Source organism: Pseudomonas sp. JDS28PS106, assembly GCF_036706555.1.
GTDB lineage: Bacteria > Pseudomonadota > Gammaproteobacteria > Pseudomonadales > Pseudomonadaceae > Aquipseudomonas.
In genome coordinates this window covers 94,334-119,316 of sequence record NZ_JBAJGT010000010.1, presented here as the reverse complement: position 1 = coordinate 119,316, position 24,983 = coordinate 94,334, and the positions used below count along the sequence as shown (strand labels likewise).

The following is a 24,983-nucleotide window of genomic DNA, read 5'->3' as shown; positions in this document are numbered from 1 at the left end:
TTTCTGCCGGCACGCCTGACCTTGATGCTCAACCGGCAGAGAACGTCCAGAATCGGTCCGTTCAACCCAGCGCCTTGATGAACTCGGCGACCCAGGGCTCGGCATCGGTTTCAGGTGTCACGCTTTCACTGCCGTCCAGACGCAGCATGTCTTGCACCTCCTGAACACCCAGTTCGGCGAACAGCTCGCGCAGCTGCTCGCCGCCACCGCAAAAAGTGTCCCCGTAAGCCGCGTCGCCCAAGGCGATCACCCCGCCCGGCAATCCACGCAAGGCACTCGGCAGTCGGTCACGCAGTTCGGAGTACAACGGCATGATGTTGTCGGGCAGCTCGCCCATGCCGGTGGTGGACGTCACGCCTAACAGGGCTTGCGGCTCGAACGCCAGCAGTCCATCCAGTGCAAGGCGGGAATTGAACAGAACCTCATGCCCTGCCGCGCGCAGGAGGGCTGCAACGTGACGGGAGACTTCCTCGGCCGCGCCGTAGACCGAACCGCAAATGATGGCGACTTTCATGACAACCCCTTGGCAGTTTTAAACAGCGCGACAGTATGCCCTATAGGCTAGAATGCACACTTCGCATTTTTTTCAGGGGCCGCTGGGCAGATGATCAACGCAAAGCTGTTGCAGCTTGTGGTAGACGCTTCGAGCGATGGAATCGTGGTCGCTGAGCAGGAAGGCGACGACAACATTCTGATCTACGCCAACGCTGCGTTTTCCCGGCTGACCGGCTATGCCAATGAAGATATCCTGTATCGCGACTGTCGTTTTCTGCAAGGCAAGGATCGTGAACAGACCGCGCTGAAGGACATCCGCCAGGCGATCGCCGAAGGCGCGCACAGCCGACAGGTGCTGCGCAACTACCGCAAGGATGGCAGCCTTTTCTGGAATGAGTTGTCGATCACTCCGGTGCGCAACGAAGCCAGCAAGCTGATGTACTACATTGGTATTCAGAAGGACGTGACCGCTCAGGTGCGCAATGAGGAGCGCATCCGCGAACTGGAAGCCGAGCTGGCCGCAGCCCGGGCGACGATCGCCGAGTTGAGCAAATGATATTCCGACGGAACCGGACCACTTTTATGCGGTCATTGTCCTCACCCGCCGACTCGCTTGAGTGACCTCATGTACCCCGATTCTCTGCTGACACAGGCTGAACTGGATTTCATCCAGAGCATGCAGCACAACCCCAGGCTGAACGTACGCGACAGTACGCGCAGCATGCTGGTGAACGGCGGTGTTCAGGTACAGGATCTGCTGACCCGCCTGGCGGCTCACGAACAGGTCACGATTCACGCGCAGTTCAAGAATCAGCAGATGAATTTTCCGCTGCATCTGGTCGAGGACGAGTTTCACGCCCTGCATCTTGAGCTCGGCGCCCCCAGCATTTATGAGGAAGGTCCGCAAATCAGGCCTTGGCGCCTGGTCCTGCCGGAACCCATCCCGCTCGAAACCGAGAAGGGGTCGCTGACCGCGCTCTGGGCGCACGAGATCTCCTTCAAGGGCGTACTGCTGGAGCTGCGCAAGCCGGGCAAGTTTCCCAAGCACTTTTCCGCGTGGTTCAATCCGGCGGGCACGGCACCGATCTCCATGCGCGGCCGGCTGGAACGATTGACCGAAAAAGGCCTGGGCGCCTATCGCCTCAGCCAGCACAACAAGGATGACGCCGAGCGGCTGCGTCAGTACATCCTGCAGCAGCATCAACGCATGCATCCCGCGCTGCATCGTGAATCGGAAGCCTGATCAGGTATCCATTCGCCCGAGCAGAAACTGTTGCAGCAAACGTTGCATCGACCGGCCGTCGCTACCCAGGCACGCTACAGGCGTACCGTTGAGGCCGCTCTCGATCAGATGCGACGCTTCCCCCGCGAGCAGCACCGGGCAGTCAAGCGCCAGGGCCAGCCGGGTCAGGCGGCGCGGCATGTCCGGAGTCGGTGGATAATTGGAATACAGCACCAGCGCCTGCGGCTGGACCCTGTCGCAGACCAGCGTCAACTCCTCCAGCGGTTGCCCCAGAGCCAGAACCTGGACACCCACATCGGCGCTGCCCATCGACAGACCCGCCACCCAGAGTTCCAGTTCGCGGCACTGACCGGGTATTCCGGCAAGCAGTACGCGCTCACTGCCGGCATCGCTTGCCAGCTGCAGACGCTGCAACGTCCGGGCGCGCAGAAAAGCATCCAGAAACAACCACTCGCTGGTGACGCCGAATTCATCCTGACGTACCAGTAACTCGCGCCATACCGGCATCAGGATTTCTTCGAAGACTACGGCCAGCGTATAGCTGGAAAATATCTGCCCGTAGACCTGTTCGAGTCGGCGCTCGTCGAACGCGCCAACGGCCCGCCGCATCTGGGCCTGCCACTGTGCCCAGTCTTCCCGGGCGACAGGGCTTTCCAGGTTCGAAGGTTGATCCTGCGAAACACTGGCGCGGGCCAGAATCTGGCCGACCTTGCTGACTGGAACGCCGCGCTCGATCCAGCTCAGAATGCTGCGAACGGCATCGATGTGTTCCTGAGAGTACAGACGATGGCCGCTGTCGGTTCGCGTGGGCTGGATAAGCCCGTAGCGGCGCTCCCACGCCCGGAGAGTGACCGGGTTGATGCCAGTGATCCGTGCCACTTCTCTGATCGGGAAAAGCTCTTTCTGGCTGACAGATGAAATCAGTTGGGCGCCCAGAATCGGGTCTTGCGCGTATTCAGTCATGGGCGGCTGTCACTTCTGAGTCAAGATGGACATTGTACTGTCCAGTTATCAGATGTCACAAAGACAAAGCCGACGAACCGTGCGTCAAGTGACTGTGTCTTGACTCGGTATTCAGGAATAATCCTTGCTTGCTTTAACTGACGCGGCCCCACCACCCCGGCGCCGCGCCATGCGAACTCCTTACCCTGGAGCTCGCGGTCTTTCGGAGATACACAATGTCTACCTCACCCGTTACCTTGATGGTTGCCCGCCGCGTGGCCCGCGGCCGTTATCAGGAAATGCTCGCCTGGCTACATGAGGGCGAACAACTGGCTACCGACTTTCCCGGTTACCTGGGTTCCGGGGTACTCGCGCCACCGCCCGGCGGCGATGAATTCCAGATCATTTTCCGGTTCGCCGACGAGCAAACCATGCACGCGTGGGAGCATTCCGCGTCGCGACGCTCCTGGTTGGTGCGTGGCAGCGATCTTTTCGCCCAACCTTCCGAGCACCGGGTCAGCGGCATAGACGGCTGGTTCGGCGCGGCCGATCAACGTCCGCCCCGCTGGAAGCAGGCCACCGCGATCTGGCTGGCGTTCTTTCCGGTGTCACTGATCTTCAACTTTTTGCTAGGCCCGTTGCTCAATCACCTGGAGCTGCTGCCGCGGATCATGATCAGCACCCTGGTGCTGACGCCTTTGATGGTCTACCTGTTCATTCCGTTGTCCACGCGCCTGCTCGCGCCCTGGCTGCAGAGCTCGCCCGCCAAGCCGTCGCGCCGACGGTCCGAGCCGGCATCGTCGCGCTGATACGGCTCGATCTGCGCGGTTGTGCAACCCGCCGCGCTGGTTTAAGTTCCGGGGCAGCGTGGCGCAATGCCTGCGCTGCCCTTTTCCCGCCAGCCCCACGAGTTGCCGATGACCGTCTCCACCGCCCCCATTCTGATTACCGGCGCCGGTCAGCGTGTCGGTCTGTATTGCGCGCAACGCCTGTTGGCCGAGGGTCAGCCGGTCATCGTCAGCTACCGCACCGAACGTCCGGCGGTGGATGCATTGAGGCAGGCTGGCGCTGTGGCGATCCAGGGCGACTTTGCCACCGAAGCCGGCATTCAGGCCTTTATCGACACGCTGCGAAACCATACGGACCGCTTGCGTGCCATCGTCCACAACGCATCGGAATGGCTGGCTGAGGCGCCGGGAACCGAAGCCGAGGATTTCACGCGGATGTTCAGCGTACACATGCTGGCGCCGTACCTGATCAATCTGCGCTGCGCCGACCTGCTGCGCGTCAGCGAAACCGCCGACATCGTGCATGTCAGTGACGACGTGACGCGCAAAGGCAGCAGCAAGCATCTGGCTTATTGCGCGAGCAAGGCCGGACTCGACAGCCTCACACTGTCCTTCGCCGCCCGGTTCGCTCCGCATATCAAAGTCAACGGGATCGCGCCGGCCATGCTGATGTTCCAGCCCCAGGACGATGCCGAGTATCGCGACAAGACCCTGGCCAAGTCGGCTTTGGGGATCGAGCCGGGCCCGGCGGTGTTCTACCAGAGCCTGCGCTATCTGCTGGATAATCCTTACGTGACCGGCACCACGTTGACCCTCAACGGAGGGCGGCACCTGAAGTAACCTCCTGCATCTTTTGCGGCACAAGTACTCTTGCCCGCCTTGCTCCGCTATGCTTGGCGCGTTCCACGAGTCGGCCATGCCACACCGGGAATCAACGCAACTGATCGGACGGAGCACTCACATGGCAAGACTTGAACCGGGAACCGCACGCATACGCGTCAAGGACCTGCGCCTGCGTACTTTCATCGGCATCAATGAAGACGAAATCGTCAACAAGCAGGACGTGCTGATCAACCTGACCATTCTTTACCCGGCCCACGACGCCGTGCGTGATAACGATATCGAGCACGCGCTGAACTATCGCACCATCACCAAGGCCGTCATCCAGCATGTGGAAGGCAACCGGTTCGCCCTGCTCGAACGCCTGACTCAGGAGGTCCTCGACCTGGTCATGAGCCATCAGGCCGTCAGCTACGCCGAAGTGGAGGTGGACAAGCCGCATGCGCTGCGTTTCGCCGAGTCGGTTTCGATCACGCTCGCGGGTCACCGCTGAACCTCTTATCATGGCCGCACTATCCGCCTGAACAGAGCCTCCCATGACCGAGCAAGAACGCCTCGAACTCGAAGCCGCCGCCTTTCGCCGGCTGGTCGCCCACCTGGACAGCCGCAAGGATGTCCAGAACATCGACCTGATGAACCTTTCCGGCTTCTGCCGCAACTGCCTGTCCAAATGGTACAAGGCGGCCGCGGACGAAAAGCAGATCGACATCAGCCTGGATGACGCCCGCGAAGCGGTCTACGGCATGCCGTATGCCGAATGGAAATCCCTGTACCAGAAAGAAGCCAGCGCCGAGCAACAAGCCGCGTTTGCCAAGGAACCCCAGCATGACTGATCTGAATACCCTGCGCGTCAGCCTGCGCAGCGGCGAGCACGCTTTCGCCGACACCCTGGCTTTCATCGAGGAGGGCTACGCCTACACGCCTCGGGCCTTCACAAACGGCGACGTGCACAATGCGGCGGGCCAGAACGAGGGATCGTGCAAGACCCTGGGGCTGGCCTTGCTGGAAGGACTGACTGACAAGGAAGCCTTGCTGGCGTTCGGCGAACACTACCGCTCGGTGCAAGCCACGCCCGAGGGCAGCGACCACGCCAATATCCGCGCGCTGATCGCCCACGGCCTGGCCGGCGTGAAGTTCGACGAGCAGCCGCTCAAGCGCGCAGGCGAATAATCCCCCTGTACCTGTGGGAGCGGATTTATCCGCGAAGGGGCCGCAACGATCGGCACATCGGCTGCGTCTGATGCAATTTTCGCGGATGAATCCGCTCCTACGGGCCTATTTACGCGCAGAATCTGTAGGAGCGGATTTATCCGCGAAGGGCCATAACGACCGACGCACCGGCTGCGTCTGATGCATTTTTTCGCGGATGAATCCGCTCCTACAAGTTCGGCAAATTGTCCGCAATAAAAAAACCGGCTCAAGAGCCGGTTTTTTTATTGCGCGAAACGCAATCAGAACGAGGCGTTGGCCAGGCCGTCCAAGTAGCGCTCGACGTCCAGGGCCGCCATGCAACCGGCACCCGCAGAGGTGATGGCCTGACGATAAACGTGGTCAGCCACGTCACCGGCAGCAAACACGCCTTCGACGCTGGTCGCGGTGGCGTTGCCTTCGCGACCGCCCTGCACGACCATGTAGCCGTCCTTCAGCGCCAGCTGGCCTTCAAACAGCGAGGTGTTCGGGGTGTGGCCGATCGCAATGAACACGCCATCCACTTTCAGCTCGCTGAAGGTGCCGTCGTTGTTCTTCAGACGCGCACCGGTCACGCCCATGTTGTCGCCCAGCACTTCGTCCAGCGTGGCGTTGAGCTTGAGTTCGATCTTGCCTTCGGCCACCCGCTCATGCAGTTTGTCGATGAGGATCTTCTCGGCGCGGAAGGTCTCGCGGCGGTGGATCAGAGTGACCTTGCTGGCGATGTTCGCCAGGTACAGCGCCTCTTCCACAGCCGTGTTGCCGCCACCGACAACCGCCACTTCGCGGTTACGGTAGAAGAAGCCGTCGCAAGTCGCGCAGGCCGACACGCCCTTGCCCATGAATGCTTCTTCGGAAGGCAAGCCGAGATAACGGGCGCTGGCGCCGGTCGCGATGATCAGCGCATCGCAGGTGTAAGTACCGCTGTCGCCCTTCAGGCTGAACGGTTTGCCGGCCAGATCGACCGAGTTGATATGGTCGAAAACGATTTCGGTTTCGAAGCGCTCGGCGTGTTCACGCATCCGCTCCATCAGTCCCGGGCCGGTCAGGCCATGGGGATCGCCGGGCCAGTTGTCGACTTCAGTGGTGGTGGTCAACTGGCCGCCGGCCTGCATGCCTGTGATCAGCAGGGGCTTGAGGTTGGCGCGCGCGGCATAGACCGCTGCACTGTAGCCGGCAGGACCGGAGCCGAGAATGATCACTCGGGAATGACGTACGTCGGACATGACACACTCCTATGGACCGGGCTTTCGCTCCGGGCTGGAAAAAAAAGGATCGCCGAGACGCTTGGGGAAGCGCGATACAGCCCGGCAATCCTGAAAGTTCTGACGCATCTGGCGTTGCCGCTGCGCTGGGTCCTGGCCTGCCGCGAATGCCAGAAGGCATTGCTTCACAGGGACCACCTGTTCATGGATTGCCGCAAAGGCTACTCAGGCGGCAGAGATTAAGGAAATATCGATTCACAATCCACCTTATAGGGCATCTCTATGCGATCCGCGCTAGATGGCCGGACGTCGATTATCGGTCGCCGGAGATCAGGATGCATCAATGCCGCAGAGTCAGGCGTCTGGCTCGCTCTTCCGCGCGTTCGACAAAGCCGGTAAGGTCGGGCGTTTCCCCTTATCGGAGGTCGCTATGCCAGTGCCCGCCCTGTCCGGCCCGCAATATCTGCAAGAAGGCTTGAAACTGGTCCTGAGCCCGGGGCTGCGTCTGTTCGTTCTGCTGCCGCTGAGTATTAACCTGATTCTGTTCTGCGGCCTGATCTGGCTGGCGGTTCATCAGTTCGAACTCTGGGTCGACACCTTCATGCCGACCCTGCCCGAGTGGCTGAGTTTCCTGAGTTACATCCTTTGGCCGCTGTTCGTGGCCCTGGTAGTGCTGATCGTGTTTTTCACGTTCACCATGATTGCCAACATCATCGCCGCACCCTTCAACGGCTTCCTGTCAGAGAAAGTCGAAGCCGTGATTCGCGGCGTGGATGAATCACCGCCCTTCAGCTGGACGGAACTGGTCGCAATGGTGCCGCGAACCTTTGCCCGCGAAGCCCGCAAGCTTGGCTACATGCTGCCGCGCATGCTGGGGCTGTTCATCCTGTCTTTCATTCCGGTAGTCAACCTGATTGCCGCGCCGCTGTGGTTGCTGTTCGGCGTCTGGATGATGGCGATCCAGTACATCGATTACCCGGCCGATAACCACAAACTGGGCTGGAACGAAATGCTCGCCTGGCTCAAGAGCAAGCGCCTGCGCAGCCTCAGCTTCGGCGGGATCGTCTATGCCGCGCTGCTGATCCCCGGCGTCAACCTGCTCATGATGCCGGCAGCCGTGGCGGGCGCGACCCTGTTCTGGGTCAGAGAGCGCGGTACCGACGCGCTGGCCATGCAGCGCGCGTCCGCGTGATCCAGCCCACCTGTAGGAGCCAGCGGGCGGCGATCCGTCTTGCTGGCGATGAACGATAACGCGGGCATCAGACAACCCGCGTTATCGCTTATCGCCAGCAAGCTGGCTCCTACCCGTCTGCAGCGCACTGGCAAATGATTGCCAAGTTTGGCAAAAACCTGCCGACCATGTAATTGGATGATATGTAGGAAGTTGCTGTAGGACCAAATTATTTAACACAGCATCTACTTGCTGATTCCTGTAGGACCGAACAGTTTTATTCAAATGCGGCATCCAGTTTGCTCTTGTACCTGAAAACAACAGGAGCAACATTTGTATGGAAATCAATGCCACTTCTGCATCGGCCCTGCCCCGCTTGACCCGCAAGGCTTCACCGGCGACCCCATCTGCCGAAGCTGCCCCTTTCGCGCAGATATTCAAGAATGTCACTAAACCCACACAGACCACGCTCATCACCCCTGCCTCCGCAACATTGAGTTCTCAGGTGCGCAATGCCCGTTCGATGATCTTCATGGAAAACATGCCACTGGAGCAGCGCCGTTCTGAGGTCGAAAAAGAAGATTTCACGCCACAGCCTGCTGCTCTTGAACGATCACGAGGATCTCTGGAGCGTGTACTTACCCAGCCGGGACTGAATAAGTAGCCCAAGGCAATCTATGCCCGTCACAAATCCATCACCCCGCTGCCACATGACCGCAACGCCTGGCGCGCAGACTGCGGTCATGAGCCAATTTCTGAATGTCACTCTCATCACCGAAACTTTCTCTCCCGAGATCAACGGCGTTGCCAACACACTGGGCCGGCTGTGCGAGGGGCTGCGTCTGCGCGGACATCGTGTGGAGCTGGTGCGGCCGCGTCAGGGGCGTGAGGTGGGCGGAGGGACGGCGGATGATTTGCTGTTGTGTCGTGGCTGGCCCATTCCCGGTTATCCCGGATTGCAATGGGGTGAGGTGTCGATGCACAAGCTTCTACGGCGCTGGCAGCGCAAGCGCCCGGATGTGCTGTACATCGCCACCGAGGGCCCGCTGGGGCTGTCGGCGTTGCGTGCCGCCAGGCGTCTGGGCATTGCCGTGATCAGTGGCTTTCACACCAACTTCCCGCAGTACACGCAGCAATATGGGATGGGCTTCATCACCCGTCTGGTGACGCATTACCTGCGCTGGTTTCACAATCGGTCCACGGTGACGCTGGTACCGAGCGCGAGTCAGAAAATCGAGCTGGAGCGGCGCGGTTTCGAGCGGATCGAACTGCTGTCCCGGGGTGTCGACAGTCAGCAGTTTCACCCGGCCAGACGTTCACAGGCGCTACGTGACAGCTGGGGGCTTGGCGCCGAGGACATTGCGGTATTGCACGTGGGACGGCTGGCTCAGGAGAAGAACCTGCCGCTGTTGCAAACCAGTTTCGAAGCGTTGCAGGCGGGCTATCCGCACCTCAATCTGAAATTGATCATCGTGGGCGACGGGCCGCAACGAGAGGCGATGCAACGACAGATGCCGCACGCGATCTTCTGTGGCGCCCGGCGTGGAGAAGAACTCGCCACGCATTACGCCTCCGGGGACGTCTTCCTGTTTCCGAGCCTGACGGAAACCTTCGGCAACGTGGTGCTCGAAGCGCTGGCGTCCGGGCTGGGTGTGGTGGCGTATGACGAAGCGGCCGCAGGCCAGCATATCCGCCATGGCCACAACGGCGCGCTGGCAATGCCGGGCGACGAAGACGCCTTCATCGACGCCGCGCGCTGGCTGCTGGAAGACAGCGAGACGCTGCGTCGGGTCAGGCTCAACGCGCGTCAGCATGCCAGTCGTCAGGGCTGGCCGGCGATCGTCGAGCAGTTCGAACGCCAGTTGCTCAATGCCTGCCCGACCCCGGAGGTGTATGCCGCCGCAGCGCCGGCGCAGATCCGACCCGGTCCGTCGGCGCCGCAGGAATGAATCAGGGCTGATTCAGGGCCTTTTCGATGGCCTGGATGACCGCGGGGTCGTCGGGAGCCGTGCGTGGAGAAAAACGCGCAATGACAGCGCCGTTCCTGCCCACCAGGAATTTCTCGAAGTTCCAGGTGATGTCGCCGGGAAACTCCGCGCCCTCTCCCGCAAGCAGACGGTACAGAGGATGCCGGTGCGCGCCGTTGACTTCCAGCTTCTCGCCCATCGGGAAGGTCACGCCGTAGTTGAGCTGGCAGAATGACTGGATCTCGTGCTCCGACCCCGGCTCCTGACCCGCGAACTGGTTGCACGGCAATCCGAGGATGCTCAGGCCTCGGTCCTTGTATTGTTCGTAGAGGTTTTCAAGCGCTGCGTACTGCGGGGTAAGCCCGCATTTGGACGCGACGTTCACAACCAGTACTACTTTGCTCTTGAACGGCGCCAGCGGCAGATCCTGCCCGTCCAGCGTCTTCAATGTGATGTCGTGAAAAGCACTCATGGAACACCCCCTTGCAACTCGAATCCCGGAAGCCAGAGTCAGAAAAGGCGCCGTGACGGACCTCGCGATGACAGTCTCATCGCGGGCCAGCCAGAGCGCCCTGTCAGCGACCTGAGCTTAGCAGGACAAATCAGTGGTGATGACCACCTTCGCCATGGATATGACCATGAGCGACTTCTTCTGCGCTGGCGTCACGAACGTTCACGACCTTGACCTGGAAGTTCAGACGCTGGCCGGCCAGCGGATGGTTGCCATCGACGGTGACATCGTCGCCGTCCAGATCGCGGATGGTCACGATCTGCATGCTGCCGTCGGGACCGGAGGCGTGGAACTGCATGCCGACTTCCAGCTCGTCGACACCCTCGAACATGCTGCGGCTCAGGGTGCTGACCAGTTCGGCGGAGTATTCGCCATAGGCGTCTTCCGGCTCGATGGAGACATTCAGCTCGTCGCCGACGTCTTTGCCTTCCAGTGCTTTTTCAAGGCCCGGGATGATGTTGCCGGCACCTTGCAGATACACCAGCGGCGCGCCGCCGGTAGAGCTGTCGATGACCTCACCAGCGTCGTTGGTCAGGGTATAGTCAATGGAGACAGCCTTGTTGGCGGCGATCGGCATGGGGCAGGACCTTTGCTTTGGAATTGAGAACGACCAAGTTTAACCAAGCAGTCGCTCGAAAGCGACCGCAACTATGACAGACGGCCCGTATGGAAAATTCAGTTCTGATCGGCTTCCGCCAGGATGAGGACGGCCACTGGATCGCACTGCTCTCCTGCGGCCACACCCAGCACTTGCGCCATCAGCCGCCCTGGCAGTCGCGCCTCTGGGTGCTCGATCCCGACCAGCGCCAGCAAAAAGTCGGCAGCGGCTTTCACTGTGGCTGGTGTGCGAACGCGGCGGATAACGATAGTCTTGGCACCGAGGCGTCGCGCTAGAGGGCGCCCTGCTGTTCCGGTCGACCCTTGCACTGCCCAATCGAGAAACCAGTATGCAAACCTTTTTCATCGCTCCGACCGATTTCGGCGTCGGGCTGACCTCCATCAGCCTGGGGCTGGTGCGGACCCTGGAACGCGCGGGTCTGAAAGTCGGTTTCTTCAAGCCCATCGCCCAGCCGCATCCGGGCGACCTCGGCCCCGAACGTTCGACGGAGCTGGTGGCTCGCACCCATGGCCTCAAGCCCCCCAAGCCGCTGGGGCTGGCCCATGTCGAACGCATGCTGGGCGACGGCCAGCTGGATGAACTGCTCGAAGAAATCATTACGCTCTATCAGCAGGCGGCGATCGGCAAGGACGTACTGATCGTCGAAGGCATGGTGCCGACCCGCAGCGCCAGCTATGCCGCGCGGGTCAACCTGCATCTGGCCAAGAGCCTGGATGCCGAGGTGATTCTGGTATCGGCGCCGGAAAACGAAGTGCTCACCGAGCTGTCTGGGCGGGTCGAATTGCAGGCCCAACTGTTCGGCGGCCCGAAAGACCCCAAGGTGTTGGGCGTCATCCTCAACAAGGTGCGCACCGATGAGAGCATGGAAAGTTTCGCGGCACGTTTGAAGGAGCACTCCCCGCTGCTGCGCAGCGGCGATTTCCGGCTGTTGGGCTGCATTCCCTACCAGGCCGAGCTCAACGCGCCGCGCACCCGGGACGTCGCCGAATTGCTGGGCGCCCAGGTGCTCAATGCGGGCGATTACGATCAGCGACGCATGTCGCGCATCATCATCTGCGCGCGCACCGTGCTCAATACTGTGCCGTTGCTCAAGCCCGGCGTGCTGGTGGTAACCCCCGGCGACCGCGACGACATCATTCTGGCCGTGAGTCTGGCCGCCATGAACGGCGTGCCCCTGGCCGGCCTGCTGCTGACCAGCGACACGGTGCCCGACCCGCGCATCATGGAATTGTGCCGCGGCGCGTTGCAGGCGGGCCTGCCGGTGTTGTCGGTCAGCACCGGCTCATACGACACCGCCAACCAGCTCAACCAGCTGAACAAGGAAATTCCCGTCGACGACCGCGAGCGCGCCGAGATCATCACCGATTTCGTCGCCGGGCATCTGGACGCCGCCTGGCTGCACCAGCGCTGCGGCACGCCACGCGAGCTGCGCCTGTCGCCGGCGGTGTTCCGCTATCAATTGATTCAACGAGCGCAAAGCGCCAACAAGCGGATCGTCCTGCCCGAGGGCAACGAGCCGCTGATCATCCAGGCCGCCGCGACCTGCCAGGCTCGTGGCATCGCCCGTTGCGTTCTGCTGGGCCGACCCGAGGACGTGCATGCCACGGCCAGGGCCCAGGGCATCGAGTTGCCGCCGGACCTTGAGATCATCGATCCAGACCTGGTGCGCGGACGTTATGTGACGCCGATGACCGAACTGCGCAGGAACAAGGGGCTGAACGAGCCGATGGCCGAGCAGCAACTGGAAGACCCTGTGGTGATCGGCACCATGATGCTGGCGCTCGACGAGGTCGACGGTCTGGTATCGGGCCTGGTTCATTCGACGGCGAACACCATCCGCCCCGCCCTGCAACTGATCAAGACCGCGCCAGGCTGCTCGCTGGTGTCGTCGGTGTTTTTCATGCTGTTTCCCGAGCAGGTGCTGGTCTACGGCGACTGCATCATGAACCCTCATCCGAGCGCCGGCGACCTGGCGGAAATCGCGCTACAGAGCGCAGGCTCAGCGGTGGCCTTCGGCATTGCGCCCCGGGTCGCGATGATCAGTTACTCAAGCGGCAATTCGGCGAGCGGGGAGGAAGTGGAGAAAGTCCGCGAAGCCACCCTGCTGGCTCGCGAGACCCAGCGGGACCTGCTGATCGACGGCCCCTTGCAGTACGATGCCGCGGCCAACGAGAACGTCGCCAGGCAACTGGCACCGGACAGTCAGGTCGCCGGGCGCGCCAACGTTTTCGTGTTTCCGGACCTCAATACCGGCAACACGACGTACAAGGCCGTCCAGCGCAGCGCCGACTGCGTGAGTCTCGGCCCTATGCTTCAAGGGTTGCGCAAGCCGGTCAACGATCTGCCCCGTGGTGCTCAGGTGGACGACATTGTCTACACCATTGCGTTGACGGCCATTCAAGCGGCCACACTTTCCTGATAGACATACGGACGCCACGCATCGAATCCGCGGCATCCTGACATTACTCCTGGAGTCTGGTCATTCATGCAGTACCTGCCTGCCCCATTGCGCGGCGTCATCGCCTCGCTGCTGTTGGCGCTCAATACCGTCGCCTGCTGCTCGGTGTTGTTTGTAGTGACGTTTTTCAAAGTGTGCCTGCCGTTCAAGGCGGCGCAACGCTTCACCGACTGGCTGATGAGCCATATTCACGAAACATGGATCGCCAACAACAACGCATGGATCCGCCTGCTGGGCCGTGCGCGCTGGCAGCTCAGCGGCCTGGAAGGGCTCGATTACCGTCATTCCTATCTGGTCACCAGCAATCATCAGAGCTGGGTCGACATCATGGTGCTGCAGTACGTCCTGAACCGGCGTATCCGGCCCCTGAAGTTCTTTCTCAAGCAAGAGTTGATCTGGGTGCCGGTCATCGGTCTGGCCTGGTGGGCGCTGGGCTTTCCCTTCATGAAGCGGTATTCCAAGGCATACCTGGCGAAACATCCGGAGAAACAGGGCAAGGATCTGGAAACCACCCGTCGCACCTGCGCGCGTTTTCGCCATAACCCGGTCGGTATCTTCAACTTCGCTGAAGGCACGCGGTTCACGCCGGCCAAGCACGCCGCGCAGAGTTCGCCCTATCGCCATCTGCTCAAACCCAAGGCAGGCGGCATCGCCTTCGTGCTGGATGCGATGGGCGATCAGTTGCAGTCGATCGTCAACGTGACCATCCACTACCCTGCCGGGCGACCAGGGTTCTGGGATCTGCTATGCGGCAATGTGCGTGAGGTCATCGCGCATTTCGAGGAAGTACCGATTCCGAAGCAGTTCATCGGAAAGAACTACGATCAGGATCAGGACTACAAGCTGGCGTTCCAGCTGTGGATCAATACGCTGTGGGAAGAGAAAGACGAGTTGCTGGAAAAGATGAAACAGGGCCGGTAGGTTATTGGATGATCGCCAGCAAGACGGATCGCCGCCCGCTGGCTCCTACAGGCGCATTAAATCTGTAGGAGCCAGCTTGCTGGCGATAAACATTTATTGCTGATACTGATCGTACTGCTGACCCGGAATCGGCTTGAGGTTGACCTCGACGCGACGGTTCTGGGCGCGGCCGTTGACGTCGGCGTTGCTAGCGACCGGCTGGTCGGGGCCCGCGCCACGCACGGAGAGGTGGGTCTGGTCTACGCCCTGGGACGTCAGGTAGGTGGCAACACTCTGGGCGCGCTGCAACGACAGGTCCATGTTGTGCTGACGGCTGCCAGTGCTATCGGTGTAGCCCACGATTTCAATGTTGTTCTGGTTGTACTGACGCAGCGAGCCGGCCAGGTTATTGAGAGGCGTGTAGAAACTGCTGGCGATGGCCGAAGAGTCGGTCGCGAAGGTAATGTTGCCCGGCATGATCAGCTTGATCTGGTCGCCCTGACGCTGCACTTCCACCCCGGTATTGGCCATGCTGGCGCGCAGCGCGGCCTCTTGCTTGTCCGCGTAGTAACCGTAACCGGCCGAGGCCGCGCCGACCACTGCCGCACCGATCAATGCGCCCTTGCCACGGTTGTTGTGATCGATGGCCGCACCGGCCACCGCGCCCGCCAGAGCGCCCAGACCGCCATATTTGGCCGTCTTGCTCACTCCCGTCTGGCCTTGTCCCTGATTGTCATACGGGTTGTTGGATGCACATCCCGACAGCATGGCTACAGCAGTGGCAGCCAGAATCATACGGCGCGAGGTCAACATGAATTACTCCTGATTTTGCGGACGCTAATGACCCGGTTAGAGCGTGATGGCGCACAATAATTCCTTGGCGGCCGTGCCACCCTACAAGCGGTGATGACGCCATCCGTTCGAGGGCGAGCGTTGCACGCTGAATCGAAGGCCGGCTGCGACTCAATCGTTGCGGAAGTTTTCAGAATTTATAAGCCAGCTTCCAACCTATTGATTCAAAAAACAAATGTCATAAAGGGCGTTTTCAGGCATGCAAAATAGTCGTGATTTTTTGCAGATTCGCCCCGTATACTGGCACTTCGGAATCATTCAGACCATCGGGTCGTATGAGGGTGTCGCCCCCTGTGCGAAAGGATCATATCGGATCGTCACTCAACCGAACGTTGAACGGAGTTCAGAGGTCGGATTCATGGCTACGCTTACGTTCATTCCTTGTAATGAGTCGTCAGGGATGGGTAATGCTCAAGAAAATTCTGGTTTCCGAACTGACGCTGGGGATGCATATCCACACGTTCTGCCGGCCCGCCCTCGACGATCCATTCTGGATCGATCAGGTGGAAGCCGTGCTATGCGATCCCGAGGTGCTCAGACGTATCCAGCAGTCCGATACTCAGGAAGTCTGGATCGACATTCGTCGTGGCAAGGCGCCGGCGCCTGCGGCACCCGATAGCGCGGAAGAGGTCGCTCCGTCGAGCCTGCAAAAAGAGGTGCAGCGCGCCCAGGAGATCTGTGGACGGGCCAAGGGTGCCGTCATGAGCATGTTCAGCGACGCTCGAATGGGACGTTCGATGAAAGTCGAGGACGTTGACCTGCTGGTGGAGGAGATTACCAACTCCATACAGCGTCACCCCCATGCACTCATCAGCCTGTCGCGCCTCAGGACGTCGGACGAATACACCTATATGCATTCGGTGGCGGTATGCGCCTTGATGGTCGCGCTGGCACGCCGCCTAGGGATGCCCGAGGAGCAGGTTCGGGAGGCCGGTGTGGCCGGGCTGATGCATGACGTCGGCAAGATGATGATCGATCCGGAAATCCTCAACAAACCCGGGCGCCTGACGCCTCAAGAATTCGAGGCTATGAAGTATCACCCGGAAGCCGGGCTGAAAATTCTCGATGCCAGCCTGCCAGTCAACGCCATCGTGCGCGACGTCTGCCTGCACCATCACGAAAAAGTGGACGGCAGTGGTTATCCCCATGGCCTGGTCGGCGAGCAGATCAGCCTTTTCGCCAGGATGGGCGCAGTCTGTGATGTCTACGACGCGATAACTTCGGACCGTCCCTACAAGAAAGGTTGGGGCGCGGCTCAATCGATCCGGGAGATGGCATCGTGGAAAGGGCATTTCGACCCCGTGGTTTTTCAAAGCTTCGTCAAGACCGTGGGCATCTATCCGGTCGGCGCGCTGGTGCGCCTGGACAGTGGCCGACTTGCGGTGGTGGTCGAGCAGCATGATCAGAATCTGCTGTCGCCCAAGGTAAAAGTCTTCATGTCCGCCCGCACCGGCAGGCGCTTCCCGCCCTCTGTAGTGAATCTGGCCAGCGAGGCCGAACAGGATTCGATCGTCGGCATCGAGCTGCCGGAAGACTGGGGATTGAGCGACGTGGATCGACTCTGGTGCGATCCGAATGGCGATGCGCGATAACGCATCGTTCTGCCGTAGGAGCCAGCGGGCGGCGATCCGTCTTGCTGCAATGCACCGTGGGAGCCAGCTTGCTGGCGATTGGACCAGCCTGCTGAATCCCGTCGACCCCGTCGCGACCAAGGTTCCTCCCACAGGAATCGCGTTCCGCGACCGAACGCGGCCTCCCCCTCCCCGCCCCTACAGCAACCCTAACGTCTTGGCCTTCGCCACGGCCTGGGTGCGCCGCTCGACGCCCAGCTTGCTGTTGATGTGACTGGCGTGGGACTTGACGGTGTGCAGCGAGATGAACAGTTGCTCGCTGATTTCCTGGTTCGAACAGCCCTGGGCGATGAGTCGCAGTACGCCCAGTTCCCGCGCGCTCAGCGTGTCGTTGCCCAGCGTCGTCGGGGAGGTAGCCGGCAGCGGTAACCGCTCCAACAGCAGGTCTCGAACCGGACAGGGCGCCAGTTCCCGCAATTGCTCGCGACACCAGTCTGGATGGTGTTCGAGCAGCGTCTCGAAAGGCGACAGGATGCCTTGCGCGGCGGCTCGCAGGCTGCGGTGAAAGAGCCCCGCAGCGTTGTCGCCGATCGACTCGCCCTGTCGGCTGAACCATTGGCCGGCGTTGAGGTGCAGACGAGCGACCCGCGCCGGCCCGGGGCTACGGCTTCGCAGCAGATCCAAGAACAGATGGTGATAGCGGAACCAGCGACCGTCCTTGTCCAATGCCACCAGAAACACCTGGTGGGCGAGCAGATAGCCAAGCATCTCGGCGCTATCGGAGGTCTCCCGCGCGGCATTGCACAACTCGCTGCAAAAACGTTCCAGGCAGGCGGTGTCATAGAGAAACGCCTGGACGGACGATGGCAGGGAATCGAGGACTTCTTCAAGCAGGTAATCGCGTATCAGCTCTTCGCCGTCATGAAGCACCGGCGCTCCGCCCCGGGCGCCGCCGAGCGCCAGCGACCAGAAGCGCAAACCGGCGACCCAGCCTTCGCTGCGGCGGACGATATCGCTCAGCGCATCGCCAGGCATGGCCGCGGTATGAAGGTCGAGAAGTGCGAATGACTCCGCATCGGTCAGGCGCAGGTCCTGCTCGTTGATTTCCACCAGTTGCCGCGCCAGGCGCAGGCGCGCCAGATGCCAGTCCGGACGCCGTCGACTGGTGACCAGCACCACCAGCCCTGCCGGTGAATGATCGAGCAGCATCTGCAGACATCGGTCGACGACCGGCCCTTGGGCCAAATGATAGTCATCGATGACCAGCAAAAGCGGCCGGCTCAGCATCAGGTGCATGGCGAGCTCGTCGAGCAGCCCGTCCAGCCACTCGTCGCAGGCAAAACCGTCGCTGGTCTGGCGCTTTTTCAGCAAGCCCATGGCCTGACTGTTCAACTGCGGAAAGTATTGCTGCAGTCCACCGAGCAGTCGCTCGAGGAATCTGCCGGGATCGCGGTCTCGCGGGCCCAGCCCCAGCCACAGACTGCGCCAGGCCGCAGGCAACTGCTGACAGAACTCCACGGCCAGCGAGCTTTTGCCAAACCCGGCCGGCGCGCACACCAGCAGCAGGCGCGACGAGAGCCCGGCTGCGAGGCGTTCGCACAAACGCGGACGCGACACATGCCCATCAGGCAGTGGTGGTCGGAAGTATCGCCCTTCCAGCGCGCGGGTCGCGCTGTCTGCAAATCCCTGCATTCGGGACAGATCTGTCATGGCCGGCTCGTCTTGGAGTCATTATTCGGCGTAACGGCTGTCCAGAGCCTAGCGGGGAATCACGCGCTTATGAAGGCGATGCGCGGTCAGTCTGTAACAAAATTCCTACAATTGGCCGCACGAATGGTGCGTCATTGACCGATGGGGGAGCGTATTTCGTAGGAGCGCGCTTGCCCGCGACCGGCGTTACTCGGTTCAAGCCGTTTAGACCGAGTAGCGGCCATCGCGGGCAAGCGCGCTCCTACGTGGTGCGGTCAGCGCACACCCTCCTGCCGCAGCGCATTGGGCGAGAACTCGCTGGTGCTGGCCGTGAAGCCGAACTGGTAGGCGCTCTTCTCCTCGTTCTTCATGCCCAGCGCCACATAACGCCCCGATTGCAGGTCGTAGAGCGTCTCGACGGCATACCAGGGCACCTGCTTGTCGTAGTAGTTCTGGGCATGAGCCTCGGCCACGCGCCACAGTTGCCCGCGACCGTCGTAGTGATCGATCACCGCCGCCTGCCAGGTATCTTCATCAAAGAAGAAATCGCGCTTGGCATAAATGTGGCGTTGCCCTTCCTTGAGCGTCGCGGTGACGTGCCAGACACGGCGCAGCTCGTATCGGGTCAGGTCCTGATTGATATGGCCGGCCTTGACGACATCGGCGTACTTGAGCTTCGGATCGTCGAGCTTGTGACTATTGGAGGCAATGTACATCTCCTGCTTGCCGATCAGTTTCCAGTCGTAGCGGTCCGGCGCGCCGTTGTACATGTCGAGGTTGTCGGAGGTGCGCAGCCCATCCGCCGCGGTGCCCGGCCCGTCATAGGAAACCTGCGGCGCGCGACGTACCCGACGCTGGCCGGCGTTGTACAGCCAGGCCGAGCGAGGTTCCTTGACCTGGTCGAGGGTTTCGTGGACCAGTAGAACGCCACCCGCCAGACGCGCCGGCGCTGTCACTTCCTGTTTGAAATAGAACAGGATGTTGCCGGGATTGCTGGGGTTGAAATCCTTCATCCGGTCACGGAACACGAACTGATCGCTGAAATACACCAGGTTGTACGAACCATTGGCCTGCGGCGTGGCCTGGGTGACGAAACGGCGCACGCTGCCGCCGCGATAACGGGTGATGTGGTTCCAGATCACTTCCATCCCATTGGCCGGAATCGGGAACGGGATAGCCGTGTCGAAGTTTTCCAGTCCGCTGCCGTTACCGACCAGCCGGGTGCTGGTCGCGTTCTTGCGGATTGCGCTGAATACGGCATCCGGCACGGTTGCACCGCGATGGGTCGGGTAGACCGGAATGCGATAGCTTTCCGGATAACGCTTGAACAGGGCGTACTGACCAGGCGCCAGCTTATCCTTGTACTGCTCCACGTTCGCCGCCGTGATGGTGAACAGCGGCTTTTCGCTGGCATAGGGATTGGCCAGAAAGCCCTTGGCATCGACTGCGCCGGCATTTGTCGGCATCGGCGTCCAGGCCGGAATGGTGTTAGCCGCGTTACCAGCTTTCTCCGCGCCCATGGGCGTCAGCGTCGTGCCCAGTTTCGCCGCCTCCGATTCGGACACGGCCGCCATCACACCGCTCGCCAGCAACGAAGCACTCAACATGCCGGCGTACACAAGACCTTTTTTTATTCTCATTTTCATAGTCATCCCGATACCGTGCTCTTAGAAGTTCATGCCGAAACTGAGCGCCACGAAATCCCGATCGTCGACCGTGGTGTACTTGCCATCGAAGAAGTTGGTGTAGGACAGGCTCGCGGTATAGGTGTTCTGGTACTCGGCATCCAGCCCCAGACTGACCGCCTTGCGGCCTTCCTCGAAGTTGCCGCCGGGACCCGGCGAATAGCCCTTGACGTCATGGGACCAGGCAACGCTCGGCCGCAGGTTCACACCGGCAAAGATGTTGTTGTAGTCCCAGATGGCCCGGGCGCGGTAGCCCCAGGAGTTGGAGGTGGTGAAGCCATCGTTCTCGCAATAGCGGCTGAGGTTGTTCTGCGCCGCGCCGGTCAGCGTTCCGGCGTTGAGGGTCGCGCACTGACCGCCGGGAAGCGGGCCGGGGCCGTAGACAGGATCCCGGCCGTAACGGATTTCCGAGGTGCTTTCCAGCCCGCCCACGTGAGTCCAGCCCACCTCGCCCACCACGGTCAGGCGGTCGGCGCCCATGACCTGGTCGAAAAAGTGAGTCAGCGTCGTCTGCAGCTGGGTGATTTCCTTGCGGCGATAGCCCGGCTGGTCGGTCTCGGGCCGTCCCGCCAGCAGCGACACGTTGGGGTTGAGCGGAGAAATACCCGAGTACAGGATGTCGGTGGTGTTGACCTGCACCGGTGCGTTGGGGCGATAACTGATCTCCCCGCTCCATGCGGTCCCGGTGGGCAGCGTAGTGGAGAAGCTCAGGCCGTACAGGCGGATATCTTCCGGATATTCGACGTAGTAGCTGGAGTTGCCGGCGACCACCAGCGGCAGCAGGGTCGGCGCCAGGCCGGTCGCGACCGACAGCGGGATGCCGTTGCGCACCAGCGAACCGACCAGCCCCGACGCGCTGAACGAGGCCGCTGAACCGCCGCGACCGCTGAAGATCGGCGCGCGGCTGTGGTAATTCATCATGTAGGCGCCGAATTCGGTGTCCAGCGGCTCATAGTTGTAGCGCAGTGCAAAGCCGAACTGGCCGCCGTCGCGGGCATCGCGGTCCGGACCGCGTCGAACGATGGCGCCCTCGTCCGGATTGCCGAAGGCGACGCCCTGTTGGGTCAGCGAATTGAAGATGGCGCCACGAGCCGCCGCAGGCAGGCCGGCAGCCGTCAATGAGCTGTTCAGTCCGCTGCGGCTGCGCAGCACGGCCAGGTTGTTGTCGCAGCCATCGGCGATCACGTCGGGCTGGGAGAAGAAGGTGCCGCAGTTGTCGACAACCGTCTGGTCCCATTCCAGCTGATAGAAACCTTCGGCCGACAGATTGTCGGTCAAGCTCTGTTGCAGATAGAACATGTTGACCGGAATCAAGCCTTCCTTGATTTCCGAGCCAGGCCGGCGGAAAGCGGAGACATCGATGGGGTTGACGCTGTTGATGCCGCCGCCGATGAAGGTGCTCTCGCCCCAGCTGATGACCTGTTTGCCGAAGCGCACCGCGCCCGGCTGATCGGCAATGGCGTAGTTGTGGTAAACGAAGGCGTCGAGCAGCTGGAACCCCGAAGACCTGGCGCCCTCCTTGCGGTTGGAGTCGCTGATGTCCTTGAACTCGCGGCCTTCGTCCTTGAGCTCGAAGTCATACCAGTACTTGCCGCGCAGAAAGACGCCGGTGTCGCCGTACTTTAGTTCGAGGTCGTGAATGCCCTTGAAGATCTTGGAAAAGGTCTCGCCGCGCTTGAAATTGAGGTGACCATCGTCGGATGTCTGCGACAGGCCTCTCCCGCCGTTGTTCGCGCCGATCAGGTTCTTGTTGGGGCTCTCGGTCGACCAGCTGGCGCCCACCGAAAGCGAAGAATCGAAACTGCCTTCGATTTCGCCGATGTTGAACGTGATAGCGAAGGCCGGGCTGGCCAGCGAAGAGGCCAGACTCACCGCCAAGGGAAGTCTCGCCCGGCGCCAGAAGGGGTTTGTTGTAGTCATCGACGCTACTCCGTGTGCTTTTATTGTTATGGCAGTGGGAACTTCAAAAAGCGGACCAGCCATCGAAATCGGAAAACTGACGGATACGGCTCGTTCGGGCAGTCCGAATAGACCAGGACACAGGCCGGGTGTTCAGGCGCTTGCTCATTCCCTGTGCCGACTATATCCAGCGAGCCTGCGCACTTGATCACTCTAAAGTGTGATTTGCATCAGAGGCCTCTGGCCCGCCGGTTTCCGAGGGGGCGGCGGAGCGCACCGCAGGATGGCGGAATTTCAGAATTTGGCAAGCCGCCGTTGAAACACGTTCGCCAGCAGGACGGATCGCCAGCCAGCTGGCTCCTACGGCCAGCACTGTCTGTAGGAGCCAGCTGGCTGGCGATAACGGGGCAGGTAGCGGCCCGGCAGACACCTAAAGCCTCGAAATGCAGGCGCTGTCGCTGTTCTGCCACTCGACAATGTCCTGACGCATGCGCTTCTTGTCGAGCTTGCCGACGCTGGTCTTGGGGATCTCGCTGACCAATGCGATCTGGTTGGGGATCGCCCACTTGTTGATATGGCCCTGTTCGACGAACGGGCTCAGGTGATGCTTGAGCGCCTGTGCATCGATGCTGTGGCCGTCGCGCACCACCAGCAGCGCAAAAGGTCGCTCCCCCCACTGGGCATCGGCCACGCCCACCACCGCCACCTCGCGAACCGCCGGGTGACGACTGCACAAATCTTCGAGCTCCAGGGACGAGATCCATTCGCCGCCGGTCTTGATGACGTCCTTGATCCGGTCGCGAATGTCGATGAAGCCCATGTCGTCCAGAGTCGCGACGTCTCCGGTATGCAGCCAGCCATCGGCCCACAGCTCGGCGCCCTTCTGCGGCTCGCGGTAGTAGCTCTGGGTCAGCCAGGGTGCGCGCAGCACCAGTTCGCCCTGGGTCTGGCCGTCCGCCGGCAGGAAGTTGCCGTTCTCATCGACGATCGCGGCGTCGACCAGCATGCCCGGCACCCCCGCCTTGATCCGGTAGTCGATCTGCTGCTCTTCGGTTCCGGCCAGCAGTTCTTCATTCAGGTGCGCCACGGAAATCAGCGGCCCGGTTTCGGACATGCCGTAGGCGGCGGTCAACTGGATGCCCTTGGCCTTGGCGGCGTCGTACAGGCTGCGGTTCAGCGAGCTGCCACCGATGATGATCTTCCAGCCGCCAAAGTCCGTGTCCTGGGCAGCCTTGGCATTGAGCAGCATTTGCATGATGGTCGGCACGCAGTGAGAAAAAGTCACCTTTTCCGTGCGCCACAATTGCACCAGCAACTCAGGGTCGTAACGGCCGGGATAGACCTGTTTGAGACCGAGCATGGTCGCGGCATAGGGCACGCCCCAGGCATGCACATGGAACATCGGCGTGATGGGCATATAGACGTCGTCGGTGCCCAGCAGCCGGACGCTGTCGATGCTGCCCATGATGGTCGCCACGCCCAGGGTGTGCAGCACCAGCTGCCGGTGGGTGAAATACACGCCCTTGGGATTGCCCGTGGTGCCGGTGGTGTAGAAGGTGGTCGCCACCGAGTTCTCGTCGAAATCCTCGAATTCGTAGTCGGGGCTGGCCGCTGCCAGCAGATCTTCATATTCGCCCAGCAGGTCGGGCAGATCTGCGTTCTTGTCCGGCAGGTCGGTGAGCAGGATGGTTTTTTCGACCGTGGTCAGGTGCCCCTGGATGGCCTGGTAGAGGCCGAGGAACTCGCTGTTGACCAGCACGACCCGGTCGTCGGCATGGTTCATGGTGTAGACGATCTGCTCGGGCGACAGACGCACGTTGACGGTGTGAATGACCGCGCCAATCATGGGGATGGCAAACATGCATTCCAGATAACGGTGGCTGTCCCAGTCCATGACGGCCACGGTATCGCCCGCCTTGACCCCCGCGCTGGTCAAGGCATTGGCCAGACGGCGCACCCGTTCATTGAGGGTCGGGTAGGTGTAGCGGACAGAATCGCGATAGACGATTTCGCGCGTTTTCTCATAACGGCTGCCGGACATCAGCAGCCGTTTGATCAGCAGTGGGTACTGGTAAGCGCCATCGGCGGGCGCCAGAACGCGAGTCTGCAACATATGAGTTCCTTTCGAAGTCCATGCGAAGTTCGAAATATGGACGCTGGAACCCACCCTCGCCAGTCGGAACGACCGAACAGCCGATCAGCTGACGAACGTGTCTGCAAACGGCGTCTCAACGCACCTCGGTAAAGGCCAGCTTGAGACCCAGCGCGACCAGTACGCCGCCCATGGCCCGATCGAACCAGTGGCCCATGCGCGCGAACCCGGCACGAACCCGCTCCTGACTGAACAGTCGCGCCACCATGCAGAACCAGACCGCGGTCGCCACCGCCAGATAGACCCCGTAGCCGCCCTGCACCAGCAGTGGCGTGTGCGGGTTGATGACCACGGTGAACAGCGACAGGAAGAACAGAGTCGCCTTGGGGTTCAGGCCGTTGGTCACGAAACCGCTGACATAGGCACCCTTGGCGCTGCGCTCGGCCACGCCGACCTTGAGCGGTTCGTCCGAAGCCTTGGCTGGCTGCGCGCGCAAGGCCTTGTAGCCGATGTACAGCAGATAAGCCGCAGCGGCCCATTTCAGCGCGTTGAACAGCACGATGGACTGCGACACGATGATGCCGATGCCCAGCAGCGAATAGCCTACGTGCACGAAGATCGCCGACCCGACGCCTAGCGCTGCCCAGGTGCCGGCCTTGCGCCCGTGGGTCACGCTTTCGCGCACCACCACGGCGAAGTCCGGTCCGGGGCTCGCGACGGCCAGCAGATGGATCAAAGCCACGGTGAGAAATTCCGCCCAGTACATCGCTACTCCTTGAATGTTGACGAGCCACGGCTCTTGGAGGGTGTTTACAAAATAGGCGAACAAAGGCAAGGCAAGACCGATTTCAACGCCGTATTGCCGAGC

The 24,983-nt window shown here is 61.2% G+C and carries 24 protein-coding genes and 1 pseudogene; 14 read left to right on the top strand and 11 right to left on the bottom strand.

What is annotated here, in order from left to right; all coding sequences use genetic code 11:
* Positions 1-61: 61 nt before the first annotated feature.
* Positions 62-514 carry a flavodoxin gene (locus TRP66_RS17210; protein ID WP_333404950.1) on the bottom strand — a complete coding sequence of 151 codons (453 nt, stop codon included), beginning with the start codon at positions 512-514 and terminating at the stop codon, positions 62-64.
* Between the two features lie 90 nt (positions 515-604).
* Here TRP66_RS17210 and TRP66_RS17205 point away from each other — a divergent pair, with 90 nt between their 5' ends.
* Positions 605-1,051, top strand: a complete 447-nt coding sequence (locus tag TRP66_RS17205; RefSeq protein ID WP_333404948.1) for a PAS domain S-box protein — start codon at positions 605-607, stop codon at positions 1,049-1,051.
* Between the two features lie 69 nt (positions 1,052-1,120).
* On the top strand, positions 1,121-1,738 hold the full coding sequence (locus tag TRP66_RS17200) for a hypothetical protein (protein WP_333404946.1): 618 nt from the start codon (positions 1,121-1,123) through the stop codon (positions 1,736-1,738).
* Here TRP66_RS17200 and TRP66_RS17195 read toward each other — a convergent pair whose 3' ends face one another.
* Positions 1,739-2,701 (bottom strand): MerR family transcriptional regulator, encoded by a 963-nt coding sequence (locus TRP66_RS17195; protein ID WP_333404944.1) that lies wholly within the window; start codon positions 2,699-2,701, stop codon positions 1,739-1,741.
* Between the two features lie 215 nt (positions 2,702-2,916).
* Here TRP66_RS17195 and TRP66_RS17190 point away from each other — a divergent pair, with 215 nt between their 5' ends.
* From TRP66_RS17190 to TRP66_RS17170, 5 genes are all read left to right on the top strand, one after another.
* Positions 2,917-3,489, top strand: coding sequence for an antibiotic biosynthesis monooxygenase (locus TRP66_RS17190; RefSeq protein WP_333404942.1), 573 nt, complete (start codon positions 2,917-2,919; stop codon positions 3,487-3,489).
* A 108-nt stretch (positions 3,490-3,597) separates the two neighbouring features.
* Positions 3,598-4,308 (top strand): dihydromonapterin reductase, encoded by a 711-nt coding sequence (gene folM / locus TRP66_RS17185; protein ID WP_333404940.1) that lies wholly within the window; start codon positions 3,598-3,600, stop codon positions 4,306-4,308.
* A 121-nt stretch (positions 4,309-4,429) separates the two neighbouring features.
* Positions 4,430-4,801 (top strand): dihydroneopterin triphosphate 2'-epimerase, encoded by a 372-nt coding sequence (folX, locus tag TRP66_RS17180; protein WP_333404938.1) that lies wholly within the window; start codon positions 4,430-4,432, stop codon positions 4,799-4,801.
* A 43-nt stretch (positions 4,802-4,844) separates the two neighbouring features.
* Positions 4,845-5,141: a DUF1244 domain-containing protein gene (locus tag TRP66_RS17175; protein WP_333404936.1), complete on the top strand. Its 297-nt coding sequence runs from the start codon at positions 4,845-4,847 to the stop codon at positions 5,139-5,141.
* Entirely contained in the window at positions 5,134-5,478 is a 345-nt protein-coding gene (locus TRP66_RS17170; RefSeq protein ID WP_333404934.1) for a HopJ type III effector protein, read from the top strand. The genes TRP66_RS17175 and TRP66_RS17170 overlap by 8 nt, the downstream gene beginning before the upstream one ends.
* Before the next feature lie 281 nt (positions 5,479-5,759).
* Here TRP66_RS17170 and trxB read toward each other — a convergent pair whose 3' ends face one another.
* Positions 5,760-6,722 (bottom strand): thioredoxin-disulfide reductase, encoded by a 963-nt coding sequence (gene trxB, locus TRP66_RS17165; protein ID WP_333404932.1) that lies wholly within the window; start codon positions 6,720-6,722, stop codon positions 5,760-5,762.
* Positions 6,723-7,131: 409 nt separating this feature from the next.
* On the opposite strand from trxB, the gene cysZ reads away from it, so the two are divergent.
* From cysZ to TRP66_RS17150, 3 genes are all read left to right on the top strand, one after another.
* Positions 7,132-7,893 (top strand): sulfate transporter CysZ, encoded by a 762-nt coding sequence (cysZ, locus tag TRP66_RS17160; protein ID WP_333404930.1) that lies wholly within the window; start codon positions 7,132-7,134, stop codon positions 7,891-7,893.
* Positions 7,894-8,209: 316 nt separating this feature from the next.
* Positions 8,210-8,536 carry a hypothetical protein gene (locus TRP66_RS17155; RefSeq protein WP_333404928.1) on the top strand — a complete coding sequence of 109 codons (327 nt, stop codon included), beginning with the start codon at positions 8,210-8,212 and terminating at the stop codon, positions 8,534-8,536.
* Positions 8,537-8,615: 79 nt separating this feature from the next.
* Positions 8,616-9,821: a glycosyltransferase family 4 protein gene (locus TRP66_RS17150; RefSeq protein ID WP_333404926.1), complete on the top strand. Its 1,206-nt coding sequence runs from the start codon at positions 8,616-8,618 to the stop codon at positions 9,819-9,821.
* Between the two features lies 1 nt (position 9,822).
* On the opposite strand, the gene TRP66_RS17145 is transcribed toward TRP66_RS17150, so the two are convergent.
* Both TRP66_RS17145 and TRP66_RS17140 read right to left on the bottom strand, forming a co-directional pair.
* Positions 9,823-10,311, bottom strand: a complete 489-nt coding sequence (locus tag TRP66_RS17145) for a glutathione peroxidase (RefSeq protein ID WP_333404924.1) — start codon at positions 10,309-10,311, stop codon at positions 9,823-9,825.
* 130 nt (positions 10,312-10,441) lie between these two features.
* Positions 10,442-10,927, bottom strand: a complete 486-nt coding sequence (locus TRP66_RS17140; RefSeq protein WP_333404922.1) for an FKBP-type peptidyl-prolyl cis-trans isomerase — start codon at positions 10,925-10,927, stop codon at positions 10,442-10,444.
* On the opposite strand from TRP66_RS17140, the pseudogene TRP66_RS17135 reads away from it, so the two are divergent.
* The 3 genes and pseudogenes from TRP66_RS17135 to TRP66_RS17125 all read left to right on the top strand — a co-directional run bounded on the left by TRP66_RS17135 (position 10,896) and on the right by TRP66_RS17125 (position 14,348).
* Positions 10,896-11,244: pseudogene (locus tag TRP66_RS17135) on the top strand (DUF3565 domain-containing protein). The gene TRP66_RS17140 and the pseudogene TRP66_RS17135 sit on opposite strands and share 32 nt — an antisense overlap.
* A 53-nt stretch (positions 11,245-11,297) precedes the next feature.
* Positions 11,298-13,388 (top strand): phosphate acetyltransferase, encoded by a 2,091-nt coding sequence (pta, locus tag TRP66_RS17130; protein WP_333404920.1) that lies wholly within the window; start codon positions 11,298-11,300, stop codon positions 13,386-13,388.
* Between the two features lie 66 nt (positions 13,389-13,454).
* Positions 13,455-14,348 (top strand): acyltransferase, encoded by an 894-nt coding sequence (locus TRP66_RS17125; RefSeq protein WP_333404918.1) that lies wholly within the window; start codon positions 13,455-13,457, stop codon positions 14,346-14,348.
* Between the two features lie 93 nt (positions 14,349-14,441).
* Here TRP66_RS17125 and TRP66_RS17120 read toward each other — a convergent pair whose 3' ends face one another.
* Entirely contained in the window at positions 14,442-15,140 is a 699-nt protein-coding gene (locus tag TRP66_RS17120; RefSeq protein WP_333404915.1) for an OmpA family protein, read from the bottom strand.
* Between the two features lie 446 nt (positions 15,141-15,586).
* Here TRP66_RS17120 and TRP66_RS17115 point away from each other — a divergent pair, with 446 nt between their 5' ends.
* Entirely contained in the window at positions 15,587-16,771 is a 1,185-nt protein-coding gene (locus tag TRP66_RS17115; protein WP_333404913.1) for an HD-GYP domain-containing protein, read from the top strand.
* 177 nt (positions 16,772-16,948) lie between these two features.
* Here the strand turns inward: TRP66_RS17115 and TRP66_RS17110 are convergent, their stop codons facing one another.
* From TRP66_RS17110 to TRP66_RS17090, 5 genes are all read right to left on the bottom strand, one after another.
* The gene (locus TRP66_RS17110) at positions 16,949-18,460 is read right to left on the bottom strand and encodes a helix-turn-helix transcriptional regulator (RefSeq protein ID WP_333404911.1); all 1,512 of its coding nucleotides are present in this window, start codon (positions 18,458-18,460) and stop codon (positions 16,949-16,951) included.
* 254 nt (positions 18,461-18,714) lie between these two features.
* Positions 18,715-20,079, bottom strand: coding sequence for a DUF1329 domain-containing protein (locus tag TRP66_RS17105; protein WP_333404909.1), 1,365 nt, complete (start codon positions 20,077-20,079; stop codon positions 18,715-18,717).
* Positions 20,080-20,106: 27 nt separating this feature from the next.
* The gene (locus TRP66_RS17100; protein ID WP_333404907.1) at positions 20,107-22,044 is read right to left on the bottom strand and encodes a DUF1302 domain-containing protein; all 1,938 of its coding nucleotides are present in this window, start codon (positions 22,042-22,044) and stop codon (positions 20,107-20,109) included.
* Between the two features lie 409 nt (positions 22,045-22,453).
* Positions 22,454-24,136: a fatty acid--CoA ligase gene (locus TRP66_RS17095; protein ID WP_333404905.1), complete on the bottom strand. Its 1,683-nt coding sequence runs from the start codon at positions 24,134-24,136 to the stop codon at positions 22,454-22,456.
* A 115-nt stretch (positions 24,137-24,251) separates the two neighbouring features.
* Positions 24,252-24,881, bottom strand: coding sequence for a LysE family translocator (locus tag TRP66_RS17090; protein WP_333404903.1), 630 nt, complete (start codon positions 24,879-24,881; stop codon positions 24,252-24,254).
* Positions 24,882-24,983 lie beyond the last annotated feature (102 nt).